The sequence below is a fragment of the Natrinema zhouii genome (assembly GCF_013456555.2).
In the GTDB taxonomy this organism is placed as follows: Archaea; Halobacteriota; Halobacteria; order Halobacteriales; family Natrialbaceae; genus Natrinema; species Natrinema zhouii.
Window position 1 is genome coordinate 3,224,357 of the sequence record NZ_CP059154.1, and the last position, 14,245, is coordinate 3,238,601.

At 56.3% G+C, this 14,245-nt stretch carries 13 protein-coding genes and 1 tRNA gene; 6 read left to right on the forward strand and 8 right to left on the reverse strand.

The window, feature by feature from the left end:
* Positions 1–70: 70 nt before the first annotated feature.
* Positions 71–1,171: an endonuclease NucS domain-containing protein gene (locus HYG81_RS34780; RefSeq protein ID WP_180840738.1), complete on the forward strand. Its 1,101-nt coding sequence runs from the start codon at positions 71–73 to the stop codon at positions 1,169–1,171.
* Positions 1,172–1,209: 38 nt separating this feature from the next.
* On the opposite strand, the gene HYG81_RS34785 is transcribed toward HYG81_RS34780, so the two are convergent.
* The 5 genes from HYG81_RS34785 to HYG81_RS34800 all read right to left on the reverse strand — a co-directional run bounded on the left by HYG81_RS34785 (position 1,210) and on the right by HYG81_RS34800 (position 8,124).
* The gene (locus HYG81_RS34785; RefSeq protein WP_180840739.1) at positions 1,210–4,176 is read right to left on the reverse strand and encodes a type I restriction endonuclease subunit R; all 2,967 of its coding nucleotides are present in this window, start codon (positions 4,174–4,176) and stop codon (positions 1,210–1,212) included.
* Positions 4,173–5,534, reverse strand: coding sequence for a restriction endonuclease subunit S (locus tag HYG81_RS34790; RefSeq protein WP_180840740.1), 1,362 nt, complete (start codon positions 5,532–5,534; stop codon positions 4,173–4,175). Before HYG81_RS34790 ends, HYG81_RS34785 begins: the two co-directional genes overlap by 4 nt.
* On the reverse strand, positions 5,535–7,523 hold the full coding sequence (locus tag HYG81_RS34795) for a type I restriction-modification system subunit M (RefSeq protein ID WP_180840741.1): 1,989 nt from the start codon (positions 7,521–7,523) through the stop codon (positions 5,535–5,537). It abuts the gene before it with no gap.
* Between the two features lie 69 nt (positions 7,524–7,592).
* Complete coding sequence (locus HYG81_RS46075) at positions 7,593–7,823, reverse strand: DUF8139 family protein (RefSeq protein WP_486641980.1); 231 nt, start codon at positions 7,821–7,823, stop codon at positions 7,593–7,595.
* A gap of 226 nt (positions 7,824–8,049) precedes the next feature.
* Positions 8,050–8,124, reverse strand: a tRNA-Arg gene (locus HYG81_RS34800).
* Positions 8,125–8,273: 149 nt separating this feature from the next.
* Here HYG81_RS34800 and HYG81_RS34805 point away from each other — a divergent pair.
* The 4 genes from HYG81_RS34805 to HYG81_RS34820 all read left to right on the forward strand — a co-directional run bounded on the left by HYG81_RS34805 (position 8,274) and on the right by HYG81_RS34820 (position 10,810).
* Positions 8,274–8,456 (forward strand): DUF7511 domain-containing protein, encoded by a 183-nt coding sequence (locus HYG81_RS34805; protein WP_180840742.1) that lies wholly within the window; start codon positions 8,274–8,276, stop codon positions 8,454–8,456.
* A gap of 183 nt (positions 8,457–8,639) precedes the next feature.
* Positions 8,640–9,500 (forward strand): geranylgeranylglycerol-phosphate geranylgeranyltransferase, encoded by an 861-nt coding sequence (locus HYG81_RS34810; RefSeq protein ID WP_180840743.1) that lies wholly within the window; start codon positions 8,640–8,642, stop codon positions 9,498–9,500.
* A 174-nt stretch (positions 9,501–9,674) separates the two neighbouring features.
* A complete protein-coding gene (locus HYG81_RS34815) occupies positions 9,675–10,307 on the forward strand; it encodes an RAD55 family ATPase (RefSeq protein ID WP_180840744.1) in 633 nt (210 codons plus the stop codon).
* A 92-nt stretch (positions 10,308–10,399) separates the two neighbouring features.
* Positions 10,400–10,810, forward strand: a complete 411-nt coding sequence (locus HYG81_RS34820) for a CoA-binding protein (protein ID WP_180840745.1) — start codon at positions 10,400–10,402, stop codon at positions 10,808–10,810.
* A 14-nt stretch (positions 10,811–10,824) separates the two neighbouring features.
* Here the strand turns inward: HYG81_RS34820 and HYG81_RS34825 are convergent, their stop codons facing one another.
* The 3 genes from HYG81_RS34825 to HYG81_RS34835 form a co-directional block, all read right to left on the reverse strand.
* Positions 10,825–11,973 carry a class 1 isoprenoid biosynthesis enzyme gene (locus HYG81_RS34825; RefSeq protein WP_180840746.1) on the reverse strand — a complete coding sequence of 383 codons (1,149 nt, stop codon included), beginning with the start codon at positions 11,971–11,973 and terminating at the stop codon, positions 10,825–10,827.
* A 126-nt stretch (positions 11,974–12,099) separates the two neighbouring features.
* Complete coding sequence (locus HYG81_RS34830; protein ID WP_180840747.1) at positions 12,100–13,080, reverse strand: PLP-dependent cysteine synthase family protein; 981 nt, start codon at positions 13,078–13,080, stop codon at positions 12,100–12,102.
* Positions 13,081–13,177: 97 nt separating this feature from the next.
* On the reverse strand, positions 13,178–13,549 hold the full coding sequence (locus HYG81_RS34835; protein WP_180840748.1) for a DUF5798 family protein: 372 nt from the start codon (positions 13,547–13,549) through the stop codon (positions 13,178–13,180).
* Between the two features lie 173 nt (positions 13,550–13,722).
* Here HYG81_RS34835 and HYG81_RS34840 point away from each other — a divergent pair, with 173 nt between their 5' ends.
* Positions 13,723–14,091 (forward strand): Hsp20/alpha crystallin family protein, encoded by a 369-nt coding sequence (locus HYG81_RS34840; RefSeq protein ID WP_180840749.1) that lies wholly within the window; start codon positions 13,723–13,725, stop codon positions 14,089–14,091.
* Positions 14,092–14,245 lie beyond the last annotated feature (154 nt).

The following is a 14,245-nucleotide window of genomic DNA, read 5'->3' on the forward strand; positions in this document are numbered from 1 at the left end:
GAACATTCGCTTTGAGGTTTGTGAACTAGTTTTTACCGGAATTTATGATGAGGGCAGATTAACACGGTGTATGCCGATTGACTTGGGTCTCTGGCGGATTGAGAGCGACGACACGTTTCACCGGGTTTCGTCTACGAATTTGGATAGTGAAGAGCGATTAGAGGAATTCCTCCTTCAGGACGCCAACGTTCTCGGTCAACCTCTCCTCGTTATTGACCGACAGATCATCACTCCCAGTGGGAAGCGGTTAGACATTCTTGCGATTGATGAGGAAGGTGACCTGCACATAGTCGAGTTAAAACGAGATCGGTCCCCTCGGGACGTCACCGCGCAGATTATCGACTATGCATCTTGGGTTCGAAACCTTGAGTATCAGGATGTAAAGGAGCTGTACGAGGCATCCGACGAACACGATGAAACTTTTGAGGCGGGATTCGACTCTGTGTTCTATCCCGCACAGGATGACTCACCTGCAGGGCCCGAGGAAGTCAACAGCCAGCATAGGCTCACGATCGTGTCCTCGGAGTTAGATGGTTCCACAGAGCGGATTATCGAGTATCTCTCTGATGAGTTTGACGTTCCAATAAACGCAATCCGATTCAATTACTACAAGGAGGATGGTCGGGAATACATCGCCCGCACTTGGCTTAAGGATCCCTATGAAATCGAAGAAAGTGAAGAAGAGGACGTCCGGGAGCCCTGGAACGGCTACGACTTCTATGCGAATTTCGGAGAGAATGAATACCGTAAGTGGGTTGATGGCCAGAAATACGGATTTATTACTGGTGGACACGGTGAGTGGTATCACAGAACCATGGGGAAAGCGACGGAGGGCAAACGAATTTTTGTCAATAGTCCTGGAGAGGGATACATCGGTGTTGGGATAGTTACCCAAGAGAAGACGCCGGCTCCCGAGTTTATGGTCAATGTCGAAGGTGAAGAAGAAGAGATACCAATTACGGAAGCTCCGCTGGAAGGTGATCTAAGCCGGGATGCTGAAGATCCAGACCTTCGGGAGTATCTCATTGGTGTCGATTGGATAGAGACTCGGGAAATAAGAAACGCGTTCTGGGAGAAGGGGCTCTACGCAAACCAAAATACAGTTACTCGTCTGCGAGACCAACAAACACTTGATCGTCTCTACGAGGTATTTGACGTTTCACCTCCGTAACTCTCGGTTCATACTGAAGGCGTGCAGAAATTCATAAATCAGCTTTCAGCTGTCTGACTTTCCTGGTAGACTTGGCGTCGAAGATGCTTAGTGATCACTTCCTGTACTTCTTCGTTGTCCATAAACTTGGCAAAGAGCTCCTGGTTCTGATCCATACGGTCAATGAACATCTCTGTCAGGGCGTCGTCAAACTCAAGTGCGAAGTTTTCCCGGCTGTTCACTTGGGCGGATCGTCGGAGGTAGTCATCGTCCAGAGCATCTTCCTTAAGCTGATCAAGGAAGAGTTGGTCGGCCTCGGTGAAGTCCGTTCCCAGTGCTTCGTTGATTTTTTCGACGATGGTGGAGAGTTCGACTTCCTCATCGTCTTGGCTACCTGTTCCAGTTTCGGTCGGTACAGATACACCATCGCCACCCGAACCGAGCTCGATGCTACCCTCATCAGATTTCTCTAACCGGTAGTACTGAAGCGCGAGTTCATCATTGAACTCCACCCGGGATTCCTGAGAATCCCGTGGGAGTTCCTTATACAGAAATCGCCCGAAGGTGTAGAGCTTCTCTAAATCTGTGTCAGCATAGTTGACGACTTGAGACTGGAATTTGTACAGTCGGAGGAACGAACGAAGTTTCGATCGGAATTCATCCTGTGCCTCCTCATTAGCGACCATAAAGCGGTCACGTGCTGGTTGGATATGGCTGCTCAACTTTGCGTGAGCCTGCTCAGTACCCTTGTTCTCTGGACTGAAGAACGCTTCCGCAAACTGATCGACTTCCTGTTGGGTATAGATCTGGAATGCGTTCAACTCCGACTCTAGTTGGTATATGTGCTGCGGGTCAGTAGCCTCGTCAATAGTCGTCTTTTCGTAGTAGGGTTGGAAGGCGTCGTAGATGTCTTCGCGGTCGTTTTCGAAGTCAAGGACAAAGGTATCCTCTTTACCAGGGTGTGTTCGATTCAGCCGTGATAGCGTCTGGACAGCCTGAATCCCAGAGATCTTCTTGTCCACGTACATCGTATGTAGAAGCGGCTGGTCGAACCCTGTCTGATACTTGTCGGCAACGACGAGCACTTGGTATTCTGGGGTGTCGAACTTACTTGGGAGTTCTGACTTCTTAATCCCTTCATTCATCCCCTTCTCGGTGTACTCAAACCCATCATCCTCTACAGTGCCACTGAACGCGACAAGGGCATTCAGATCGTATCCGTTCTTCTCAATGTAGTCGTCAATGGTCTTCTTGTATCGAACTGCATGGACGCGTGACGACGTCACAATCATAGCTTTTGCCTTTCCGCCGATCTTGTGCTGAGTGTGCTCGCGGAAGTGCTCAACGATGATTTCGACCTTCTGTGAGATGTTATGAGGGTGTAGCTTCAGAAACTTCGAGACCGCTTTGACTGCCTTCTTCTGCGGGACTTGTGGGTCCTCTTCAATTACCTTCGCAACGTTGTAGAACGTCTCGTAGGTCGTGTAGTTCTGCAGGACATCCAGGATGAACCCCTCTTCGATGGCCTGACGCATAGAGTAAAGATGGAACGGTTCGGGGCTCTCCCCATCCTCAGGAACAGTTCCGAAGGCCTCCAGCGTCTTCCCTTTCGGCGTCGCCGTAAACGCGAAGAAACTCAGGTTCTCTTGATTCCCCCGAGTCTCAGCACTTTTCACGATGAGATCCTCGGCATCGTCGTCTTCGTCGATGTCGATACCAGAGAGGATCTGCTTCATCTCATGAGCCATCTCACCAGACTGGCTACTGTGCGCTTCGTCCACGACGACGGCGTAATCCCGTTCAGGGAGTCGCTTTGCGTGCTCGATAACGTGCGGGAAGGTCTGGAGCGTAGTGATGATAACCGGCTTCCCCGCTTCGATGGCCTCAGCGAGCTCCTGGGACTTCGAGCCCTGTTCACCCTTGATCGCGTGGACGACACCGGTCTTGTGGTCCAGTTCGTAGATCGTGTTCCGTAACTGCTCGTCAAGCACCGTACGGTCGGTGACAACAACAACACCGTCGAAGACTGCTTCATCAGCGTCGTTATGGAGCGAAACGAGCCGGTGGACGAGCCACGCGATGGACTTGCTCTTGCCGCTGCCGGTCGAATGCTGTATTAGGTAGTCTTCGCCAGCGCCCTCTTTCTGTGTCGATTCCACCAACTTCCGAACGCACTCTAACTGATGGTACCGTGGGAAGATGATGGTCTCATCCTCCCTCACTTTCACATCGTCTTTCTGGATTTCCTCAGTGTCGATATGGATGAATCGCTGGAGGATCTCCATCCAGCTGTCCTTCTCCCACACCTCTTCCCAGAGGTAAGCAGTCCGGTGGCTGTTCTCCCGTGGAGGATTCCCGGCACCACCGTCGTGGCCCTTGTTGAATGGCAGAAAGTGAGTATCGTCGCCGTCCAATTCGGTCGTGTACTCAACTTCGTCTTGGTCAACGGCGAAGTGGACCAGCGCACCCCGCTTGAACTTCAGGGCGGGTTCGCCGGGATCGCGGTCAGACTTGTATTGGGCCTTCGCGTCGATGATACTCTGGTCAGTGAACTTGTTCTTCAGCTCTGCTGCAGCTACCGGGATACCGTTAACGCTCAGCGCAAGGTCGATACTCTTCTTTGGATCAGTTGTCGAATAGTAGAACTGCTGAGTGACACCCAGCCGGTTTGCGTTGTATCGCTCCTGGACCTCGGGGTTCAGTCCGGTGTTCGGCTTGAATGCCGCAAGGTCAATTCTCGTTCCAGTTGTCCGAAGGCCGTGACGGAGCAGTTCCAGCGTCCCACGCCCTTCCATCGCACTTGTGAGATCCTGTAGAAAGCGCTTCCGCGCGTTGCCTTTGTACGCGGTTTCTAGCTTTTCCCACTTCTCCGGCTGTGTTTCTTTTACGAAAGATACGACGACGTCGGGGAAGATCCCTTGTTCCCGATCGAACTCCTCGGATGGCAAGTACTCATAGCCACCGTATTCTACAAGGTGGGACGCAATGAAGTCCTCAAAGTTCTCTTCGTCGTGAATTTTACTCATGGTGTCGGTTCTTGACTGATATCTTGAGCCTCGGTAACATCAATCTGGCCCGTAATTGCCGCCTTGATTAGAGATTGGCGTAATTCCTTAACTCTCTCTATACTGGTGGAGACTCGGTCGATTGTCTCTTCAATTGTCTGGTCAATACGTGAAAGATACTCTGCTATCTCGACTTGCTCACTTGCTGGTGGAACCGGAAGAACACCGCGTCGTAGATCGAATAGGTTAATTCCTTCAACAGTTGCTCCCCGTTGATTAACTTCCATTTGCTGGAAGAACGGTTCTGATTGAAGCGCATATAGTAACCAATCAGCATTCACGTCTTCTTGGGGAGAGATTCGGGCTGTGTCCTGTGTCAAATTCGCGCCTTCCAGTTCAGGTGGAACTTTGACAACTCTGCCCATACTCCCCCGGATTTCATATACTAAATCACCAACATCCAAACAGGATCGCTCATACTTACTTGCTATCTCTTCAGTTGTTTTTGAGAGAATTTCAGGATTCAACTTCTCAGGTTCACACTGTCCTCCTTTGATGTATGGGACACCATCTTCCTGGTCTGGTCCTGGTTGAACAATTCCATACACGATAGGAACATTCCGCTTTCGTAGACGCTTCAGCCGTGTGAGTTCCCACGTTTCTGGAACTTTGTCATACCAGTCAGAGTCGGTGCTGACTTGTTTCTTGCTCTTATCAATTCCCTTTGTTATCGCAGAAGTGATTTCTGACTGTCGTCGTTCCTCAAGCCTTTTGACCTGTGACTGCTTTTTCTGAAGGAGATCATCAATTCCAGAACATTTGTCTATCAGGAAATCCGCAATCTGTTTCTGCTCATCCACGGGAGGAAGTGGCATTTCCAGAGATCGAATATCGGGCATGTAGATAGTCATATGAGTCGATCCCTGCATCAACCGAGAGAACTCTTGGTCCATTGCTCGGAATACATATAATAGATACTCTGGAACAACATCATCACCGCAAACCCAGTTAGCAAAATCTTGTGACGTTGCCATATCATCCCCCATAATACCTGCAAAGCCAACAGAAGCAGTCCGAGAAAGGAAGACAGTCCCTTCTGGAAGCAGTCTTGCACCGGAATTTTCCAAACCTAATTGGCTGATTTCTTCCTCTGTCTCATTCAGATATACTTTTTCTTTTTCTCGGAATTTCTTAATGTCAGATGTTGTTACCCAGGGGATGTCACAATTCTCCCAGTATTCATCTACCGATTTACTGGGTGTATGACCGGACTCCAATCTTGCAACGAATCGAATTTTTACTGCATCCCACTCCGTTGGAATTTCACCGATCCAATCGACGCCTGAGTCAACTGTGTCTCGATTAGAGGTGGTAAACATCTACATCAACTCCTGAAGAGATTCGCTGATTTCACTCTCTAACTGGTGGAGTTCTTCACTAATCGTATCAATGGATCGCGGGGGTTCATATTGGTAGAAATACCGATCAAAGTTAATTTCGTAACCGACGACACCCAATTCACCGTCCTTGTCGTCGTGATACTTACTACTTTCATTAATCCAAGCATTTTCCAGATACGGCTCCACTTCTTCCTCAAAGTAATCTTGTGGATCAGTACCTAGTGGAACGCGCTCACGTTCGCGGAGGTCACTGTCGTATTCCGGGTTTCCTTTTCCATCTCGGCAGATCTCCGCATCAGGATCACGTTCGCCCATAACCCGCTCAATAGCGTTGTAGACGCTGTTCCGAACGTCGATACCAGCCATATTTAACTGGAGTTCAACGTCATTGATGAATGACTCACGGTCCATCCAGATTTCGTCCTCATCCATCTTGGAAAGCGCATCCTTGATTCGCTCCTGTACCTCCTCATCACGGTTGGTGAACGCCCGTTCATCGTCCAGAGCAGCGATACGTTCCTCTGTCACTTGGAAACGCTGTCGAAGAGGCTGATCGATAACGATGCGTCGGTAACCAAACTCTTCGTTGTCCACGACTTTGGATCGGCCGTTAGCTTCTAAATCACCAAATATCCGCGTTATTTCGTCAATATGATCTTGCGTGAGTTCGTGGCGTTTCTCACCCAAGCTCTCGTCCATCTCCGTATACAGATCGCCAGCGTCAATGAGCTGCACCTTGCCTTGTCGGTGCTCCGGCTTATCATTTGAGAGAACCCAGATGTACGTTCGTATACCCGTATTGTAGAAGAGGTTCTCCGGCAATCCGACAATCCCTTCCAGCCAATCGTTTTCGAGGATCCACCGGCGAATCGCAGATTCACCGCTATTCGGACCGCCATTGAAGAGTGGTGACCCATTGAAGACGATCGCAATCCGAGAGCCTCCCTCCTCCGGTGACTTCATCTTGCTGATCATATGCTGGAGAAAGAGGAACGCTCCGTCGTTAACACGCGGAGTGCCCGCTCCGAAGCGGCCAGCGAACCCTTTCTCCTCGTGTTCCTGTTCGATCTGGTCCTTGACCTTCTTCCAGGAAACACCGAACGGGGGATTCGACAGCATATAGTCGAATTCCCGATCAGGAAACCCGTCGTTGGTGAAGGAGTTGCCGTAGGCGATGTTCTCCGGTTCCTGACCCTTAATCAGCATATCTGAGTTACAGACGGCGTAACTCTCCGGGTTGAGCTCCTGCCCAAAGACCTTAAGATTGGATTTTTTGTTGAAATCTCGAACGTGATCCTCCGCAACGCTGAGCATTCCACCAGTGCCTGCTGCGGGGTCGTATACCGTTCGGACGGCACCCTCTTCGGTCAGCACCTCGTCATCCTCATCGAAGATGAGGTTCACCATCAGCTCGATAACTTCACGGGGGGTGAAGTGTTCCCCCGCAGTCTCGTTGCTGAGTTCGTTGAACTTCCTGATTAGCTCTTCGTAGATGTACCCCATCTCCTCGTTGGGAACCTCGTCTGGATGTAGGGGAAGCTCTTTGAACTCCTCTATAACCTGGAACAGGAGGTCTGCTTCATCAAGTCGCTGGATCTGGTGGCCGAAATCGAACTTCTCGAAAATTTCCTTGGTCTCTTCGTCGTAGGCGTTGATGTAGTACTGGAGATTACTCGCAATCTGATCCGGGTCGTTACACAGCGACTCGAAGGTGTACTCGCTGGTGTTGTAGACCTTTTCACCGGACGCTTTCTTTAGCGCTGGTGCGACGTTTTCGATACCTTGGTCCTGAAGCTGTTCGTAGCGCTCCAGAACCTCTCCCTTGTTGCGCTGGGTCACGCAATCGAGCCGACGAAGGACCGTCAGCGGTAGGATGACTTTCTGATACTCGGACTGCTTGTAGTCCCCTCTGAGAAGGTCCGCAATAGACCAAATGAAATCTGCCTTCTCGTTAAAGTTCTCAACCATCTACTCGTGAAGTGGTCATCGCAGATTCTTAAGTTGTGTGGAGACACCGTCGTACGGCAATCAGCTGAATTACTGACCGGGAGCGGGGCGGACATCGCGCCAGCGAAGGTGAGCAGTGTCACCCTCCTCTGTTTCCACCAAGAAGATATGAGAGTCCCGGGGATCCCCGGTCTCCTGACCAGCATCGTCTTCAATAACATCGACTACCGTCCCCTGTACTCCGTGTAGTCGGTCGTGGTCCGGGTCCGACTGGTCTGGGATGTCAACGCGCACGCGATCCCCCTCCTCAAATCGTCGCATAGGTCAAAATGCGCACGGAGGTGCCTGATCGTTTCGGTTGTACGTCACATCCAATGGCCCAATGATTAACCCCCTTCCGCCCGGGTTTAGATGTACGCGAACCGCCGGACGGAACCGGCCTCGTTCGGAATCGTTCGACCATCGAACGAAATCAAATTCGGCAGCCAAAGTCGCTTTATAAGCGACCCGCTGCTGTCTGTCGGATTTCAATCGTTCGGAAAACGAATGGGCGCTGCAGGATTTGAACCCGCGACAGCTTGGTCCGAAGCCAAGAACTCTGTCCAGACTGAGCTAAGCGCCCGCATCGCTTCGTTCCCGATGTATCCGTATAAGTCACTCGATTTTCACTGCTTTCGACAGTGACAGACACGCTCACCCTTCGAGAATTTTCATCCACTGACAATCACCGTTGGGGGTCTTTGTTATGTGGTCCGAACGATTGTGTATCCCATGACGGAATCCGAGACCCCCATCCCCGACGAGGCGCAGTCCGACGCAAAGCCGCTCGAGTTACTCTCCGACACGGAGGCCGTCTGGACCGCCGTTCCCGTGGACGCAAGCGGCGACGAGCGGGTGAGCAAGTGGCTCGAAATCGAAGACGAGGTGCTCTGCGACCTCGAGAAGTGGCGCTGAAACGCAGGCCGATGCGGAACGGAAGCGGCTTCCGCTAGCGGTCGACTTCCCTCCTTCTGTTCGCGAGTGATTCCAGTTCGGGTTCACTGTCGCCTGCTCGAAAACCGTTTCAGATAGCCGTATCGCACCGCCCCTCGGCGGCGGACCGCACCGTTTAACCAGCCCGCATGACCACTCCCGCGTATGACTGTCGGGGAGACTGGTCGCGGGTTGCTCGAGTTGACGCGGCCGGTGAACGTGATCGCGGCGGGCGTGCTGACATTCATCGGCGCGTTCGTCGCCGGCGGCGTGGGCGAAGAACCGACAGCGGTCGTCGCCGCGGTCGGCGCCACCGCGCTGGCGGTCGGTGCGGGCAACGCGATCAACGACTACTTCGATCGAGAGATCGACCGGATCAACCAGCCCGAGCGAGCGATCCCTCGCGGTGCGGTGAGTCCGCGCGGCGCGCTGACGTTTAGTGTCGTTCTCTTCGTCGGCGCGATCACCCTCGCACTGACCTTGCCCCGGCTGGCGATCGGTATCGCAGCCGTCAATCTCCTCGCGCTGATCGCATACACCGAGGTCTTCAAGGGGCTCCCGGGGCTGGGCAACGCACTCGTCGCCTACCTGGTCGGGAGTACGTTCCTCTTCGGCGCGGCGGCCATCGACGGGGGTGAGATCGGCCCGGCGGCCGTGCTCTTCGTGCTCGCGGCGATCGCCACCCTCACCCGCGAAATCATCAAGGACGTTGAGGACATCGAGGGCGACCGAGAGGAGGGGCTGCAGACGCTCCCGATCGCGATCGGCGAACGCCGAGCGCTCGCCGTCGCGGCCGTCCTGCTCGTGGCGGCCGTCGTCGCCAGTCCGGTTCCCTACCTCCGCGAGGAGTTCGGGGTCGCGTACCTGCTCGTCGTCGTCCCCGCTGATGCCGTCATGCTCCTCGCCGCCTACGAGAGCTTCGAGAACCCGACCGCCGGCCAATCGCATCTCAAGTACGGCATGTTTCTCGCCGCACTGGCGTTTATCGTCGGACGCGCCGCGCTCGCGGTGCCACTGCTCCGATAGCGCACGAGAGCAGTTGTGACGAGCGCCTCACTGTGTGGTACAACGGAACAAGGATCAGTGTATATTAATCAAAAGTACTATAAGCAGCTTCGCGTATTTTCATACAACACACCGGCTACCGGAGTGAGTTGTGGTAGCACCTCGTTGCCACGGCGATGGATGTGAGTATTCCGTATGTATGACCTCGCAGATGTCCTTCCGGACGCCGAACTCGATCCGGGGACGAACGTACTCGTTGCGGGCCCGCCACTGACGGGGAAACGACGGATCGCCTTCGAAATCCTCGCGAGCGGCGCGAACCGCGGCGACGGCTCGATCGTCGTTACCACGAAGGACAGCGCCGATAAGGTCCTCGAGAGCTTCACCGACCGCGTCGACGAGGGCGTCGAGCCGGATATCGGCGTCGTCGACTGCGTGACGAAACAGCGCGGCATCGGAACGATCGACGACGATCCGCGGATCAAATACGCGTCCTCGCCCGTCGACATGACCGGCATCGGGATCAAACTCTCCGAGTTCCTCCAGGAGTTCTACGAAGCGCGGGGGCTCACCGAGAATCGCGTCCTGTTGCACTCCGTCTCGACGCTACTGATGTACTCCGACCTGCAGACCGTCTTCCGATTCCTCCACGTTTTCACGGGTCGAATCCAGAGCGCAGACGCGCTGGGTGTCTACGTCATCGACTCGACGGCACACGACGACCAGACGATGAACACGCTCAAACAGCTGTTCGACGCCGTCATCGAACTCGAGGAAACGAGCGACGGTGAGGAGCCGACAATTCGGACGGCCGGTTTTTCGACGTAGAGTGTCTATCGCGGCGTTTTCCATCGACGCCGCTACTCACTCCCGTCACCGCAACCCCGAGACGTTTACTGCTCGAGCGCCTACGCTGCGGTATGCCAGTCGAATCCGCGGACGAACTCGAGACGATTCTCGGATACGACACGATCGCCGTCGTCGGCTGCTCGAGCACGCCTGGAAAGGCGGCCCACGACGTGCCGAAGTACCTGCTCGAGCACGGCTACGACGTGATTCCGGTCAACCCGTTCGCCGACGAGATATTCGGCCGCGAGGTGTACGACTCCCTCGCTGACGTCGAGGAAGCGATCGACGTCGTCTGTATCTTCCGGCCCAGCGACGAGGTCGGCGACATCGTCGACGCAGCGCTCGAGCGCGACGACGTGCGCGTCATCTGGACCCAGCAGGGCATTCGCGACGACGAGGCGGCCGCCCGCGCGGAGACCGCCGGCCGAACGGTCGTCCAGGATCGGTGTATGAAGGTCCAGCACCGGAATCTGGTGGCCTGAGAGAAGAGATCCGATTACGAGACCGACGCCGATGGCGCCCGAAGCTCGGCCAGCGCGCCGTCGAGCGTCGTGTGCATCATCTCGTCGACGATCGACTCGAGGTGTCGCAGTCGGATCACTGTTTGAACGACCGGTTCGTCGGGGAGTTCGGTGACGGTCGAAGCGATTTCGTCGGCGTCGACGGCAGCCGGATACCGGTATTCTTCGACGAGATCGGCGACGTAGCGACGCGTCAAGCGTTCGTCGCCCGTCAGTCGATCGCGGATGTCTCGTTGCTGGTCCGATGGGACGGTTTCGGCGACCGGAACCGAACAGACCGACTCGCAGTACCACGTCAGCGCTCGAGCGGCGGCCGCGGGCAGTGTCTCGTTCGATCGGTCGAGCGAGGCGGACAGGTCGGACGCGGCGGCATCAATTTCGGCCTGGCGCTGGGCGATGATTTCCTCGAGTCGGTCGGGAACGTCGGACGCGAGGATGGCCTCGACCAACGCCTCGGTCGAGCGGTACTCCTCGGGATCCCCGTCGAAGCAGACGAGCGGCAGCGTCGCGACGCCGTTCTCGATGTCTTCTGGGAGGTCCGCGAGGTCGTCGATGACGGTCAACACGAACAGGCCGTTCGTTGCGATCGTCCGCAGCTGCTCGAGTTGCGAATCGGAATACCGGTCGGTAGCCGCGATGATCTCGACCGCGAGTTCGCCCCAGATACCGCCGCGTTCCTCGCTGCGAGCGATCGCATCGTCGACGGTCGCCGTCGTCGCGTCGAACGTCTCCTCTGCGAGCTGACCCGTTCCGATTTCGCGGACGGTCTCGAGTACCGGGCGCAGATCGACATTAGCCGGTGTCTCAGCGACAGTAGCGGTGACGTTCGCGAAGGCGAGGTCGCCGACCGAGACGTGCTCGTTCAGCCGCCGCTTGCGGTCCGCGCCCCACCCGTCGGCCTCGTCGATCACGTCGTCGTGGAGCGCGCTCGCGACGAAGAGGTCGGTCGGGATCGACGCGAGCGTTTGAGCGAGGTCCCCGTCGTCGGTCTCGAGAACGGTGAAAAAGTACGTGAACGCACCCAACAGGCCGCCCTGATCGGCGTAGGCGTCGACTTTCGACCGAAGGGCAGGTGACGGGTTCACGTCCGCTTCGGACTGGAGAGCGTCCGACAGCCGGCTCATACCCACTTCTTCCGGGGAACTCAAAAGAGTGTACTGGTTAGTGACCCGATCACTGCCCTGCCTCGCTCGATCGCTGTGCGGTTCTGTTCGACGGCTTCCTGACCGCCGGACCGGATTCGACACCGATCACGATGTCCACTCCTCGAACGAGCGATAGATCCCCTTCGAGAGGTAGCGCTCGCTCGAGTCCGGGAAGACCGTCACGACCGTCTCGTGGGGGACCTCGAGGTCGCCGTCGTCGATCCGTTCGGCGACCCGTTTCGAAGCCACGCTCGCGGCCCCCGCGCTCGAGGCGACCAGGTGGCCCTCCTCGCGAGCGAGCCGTTTGAGTTCCGCGTGGGCGTCGCGGTCCGAGACGGCGTCGACCGCGTCGACCAGTTCGGGCTCGAACAGTTCGTTGGTCGCGGTGTCGTGGGTGCCGATCCCCTCGGTCTTGTACTCGTCTTCCGCGCGGTCCTCGCCGAGGAGTTCGCCGTACACCGATCCCTCGGGCTCGACGGCGACGATGTGCGTTTCCGGGTTCTGCTCGAGGGCGTAGCGAGCGATTCCCATGAGCGTGCCGGCGGTGCCACAGCCGGCGACCACTGCACCGACCCGGCCGTCGAGCGCCTCGAAGATTTCGGGTGCAGTCGTCTCGTAGTGAGCCTCTGTATTCAGCGGATTCGAGAACTGCTGGGGGACGGCCGCATCGTCGAGTTCCGCGGCGAGTTCGTGAGCACGCGCGATGGCACCGTCCATGCCGTCGTCCGTCGGCGTGTTGATGACCTCCGCGCCCAGCGCCGCCATCAACTGTTGTTTCTCCACGCTGAACCGCTCGGGGACGACGAAGATCGACTCGAGCCCCAGTTGCTCGGCTGCGATCGCCAGCCCAATCCCCGTGTTGCCGGCCGTCGGCTCGATGATCGTTCCGCCCGGTGGCACGTCGCCACGTTCGAGCATTCGCTCGAGCATGTAGCGACCGATTCGGTCTTTGATGCTGGCTCCGGGGTTAAATGTCTCGAGTTTCGCATAGATAGGCACGTCCGCGGGCCCGTCCTGCAACCGGACGAGCGGCGTTCGGCCGATCGTCTCGAGGACCGAGTCCGCCGGCTCCTCGTGGGTCGTCATCGTGCTGGCAGAAGGTGCCCCCGCTGTTAGCTCTTGTCCTGACGAGGAGTCAGAGACCGGGGTCGCGAACGGACGCGACCTCGGGAGTCCCGAGTCGCTATTCGACCGTCGTGTCGCCGGCGGTCGCCTCGGTCGTCGCGTTCGAATTCGTCGCCGATTCGCCGGAACTCTCGGTGTTTTCCGTATTTTTAGCGTTCTCGGCGTCGGCCGTTTCCTCGAGTTCGGCTTCTTCGATCGCCGCGTCAGCCAGGATCTCCTCGCCGTTGATCCCCTGTTCTTCGGCCATCGCGAGCAAGAGTGCGCGCTGTTCGGTGAGCTGGTGGTCCATGCGCGTGACCGTCTCGTGCGTCTCGTCCATCTCTTCTTCCAGTCCGGTGATCCGCTGCTGGAGTTTCTGTACCTGCTTGTACATCGCCTCGGCCCGATCCGAGAGGCTCTGAATCTTCTTTGCGGTGCTGCCGAGTCCCATACCGAAGGATGTGTCGGGTAGCTAATGGGCCTTTTCCTCTCTCGCGCTCGAGAGCGTGTTCGAATCGTGATCGTCTCCTCGAGCAGTCTGACTCGTTCGTCACACCATCTCATGAACCGACAGGTTTATTACGAACCGTGGACAATCACCAACTGAACTCGAGGTGAACAGCCATGGTGCGAGCGAGCCCACCGAGCACGTGGATGCAAGGCCTCGACCTCCCGCCCCAGCTATTCGGTGACACCGGAGGTAGCGACTACGAACTGTACGAAGAGGACGACGAGTTCGTCCTCACGATCGATATGCCGGGCTTCGAGACCGACGAGATCGAGCTGGCGTGGGACGACGGCGTCCTGAACATCGCCGCCGAACACGCCGACGAGAACCGCGGGCGCAAGAAGACCTACCACCGTCGGTTCCGGTTCCCTAAGACAGTCGACGACGAGGAGATCAGCGCCGAGTACACCAACGGCGTCCTCGAGGTCCGGCTGCCGACCGCCGAGTCGACCACCCAGGGGAAGCGGATCCCGCTCGAGGGCTAATCGCTCCCCGACTCGGGACGGTCGAACCGACCTCCCTCGCCTCCGCGCTCACCACCGGTGAACCGCTTCCCGGGTCCATCCGGTGAACCACCTCTCTGTCGGCGCGTTTGACGTTCCGCACGCGTCGATCGGTCGGTCCCTGTCCTGATTCCGT

What these genes read in the sequence shown, in the direction of transcription:
- HYG81_RS34835 (WP_180840748.1), bottom strand. Translation starts at nt 13,549, where the DNA reads ATGGGACTCGGCAGCACCGCAAAGAAGATTCAGAGCCTCTCGGATCGG.
- HYG81_RS34795 (WP_180840741.1), bottom strand. Translation starts at nt 7,523, where the DNA reads ATGGTTGAGAACTTTAACGAGAAGGCAGATTTCATTTGGTCTATTGCG.
- HYG81_RS34780 (WP_180840738.1), top strand. Translation starts at nt 71, where the DNA reads ATGCCGATTGACTTGGGTCTCTGGCGGATTGAGAGCGACGACACGTTT.
- HYG81_RS34790 (WP_180840740.1), bottom strand. Translation starts at nt 5,534, where the DNA reads ATGTTTACCACCTCTAATCGAGACACAGTTGACTCAGGCGTCGATTGG.
- HYG81_RS34830 (WP_180840747.1), bottom strand. Translation starts at nt 13,080, where the DNA reads ATGACGACCCACGAGGAGCCGGCGGACTCGGTCCTCGAGACGATCGGC.
- HYG81_RS34805 (WP_180840742.1), top strand. Translation starts at nt 8,274, where the DNA reads ATGACGGAATCCGAGACCCCCATCCCCGACGAGGCGCAGTCCGACGCA.
- HYG81_RS34810 (WP_180840743.1), top strand. Translation starts at nt 8,640, where the DNA reads ATGACTGTCGGGGAGACTGGTCGCGGGTTGCTCGAGTTGACGCGGCCG.
- HYG81_RS46075 (WP_486641980.1), bottom strand. Translation starts at nt 7,823, where the DNA reads ATGCGACGATTTGAGGAGGGGGATCGCGTGCGCGTTGACATCCCAGAC.
- HYG81_RS34815 (WP_180840744.1), top strand. Translation starts at nt 9,675, where the DNA reads ATGTATGACCTCGCAGATGTCCTTCCGGACGCCGAACTCGATCCGGGG.
- HYG81_RS34825 (WP_180840746.1), bottom strand. Translation starts at nt 11,973, where the DNA reads ATGAGCCGGCTGTCGGACGCTCTCCAGTCCGAAGCGGACGTGAACCCG.
- HYG81_RS34820 (WP_180840745.1), top strand. Translation starts at nt 10,400, where the DNA reads ATGCCAGTCGAATCCGCGGACGAACTCGAGACGATTCTCGGATACGAC.
- HYG81_RS34785 (WP_180840739.1), bottom strand. Translation starts at nt 4,176, where the DNA reads ATGAGTAAAATTCACGACGAAGAGAACTTTGAGGACTTCATTGCGTCC.
- HYG81_RS34840 (WP_180840749.1), top strand. Translation starts at nt 13,723, where the DNA reads ATGGTGCGAGCGAGCCCACCGAGCACGTGGATGCAAGGCCTCGACCTC.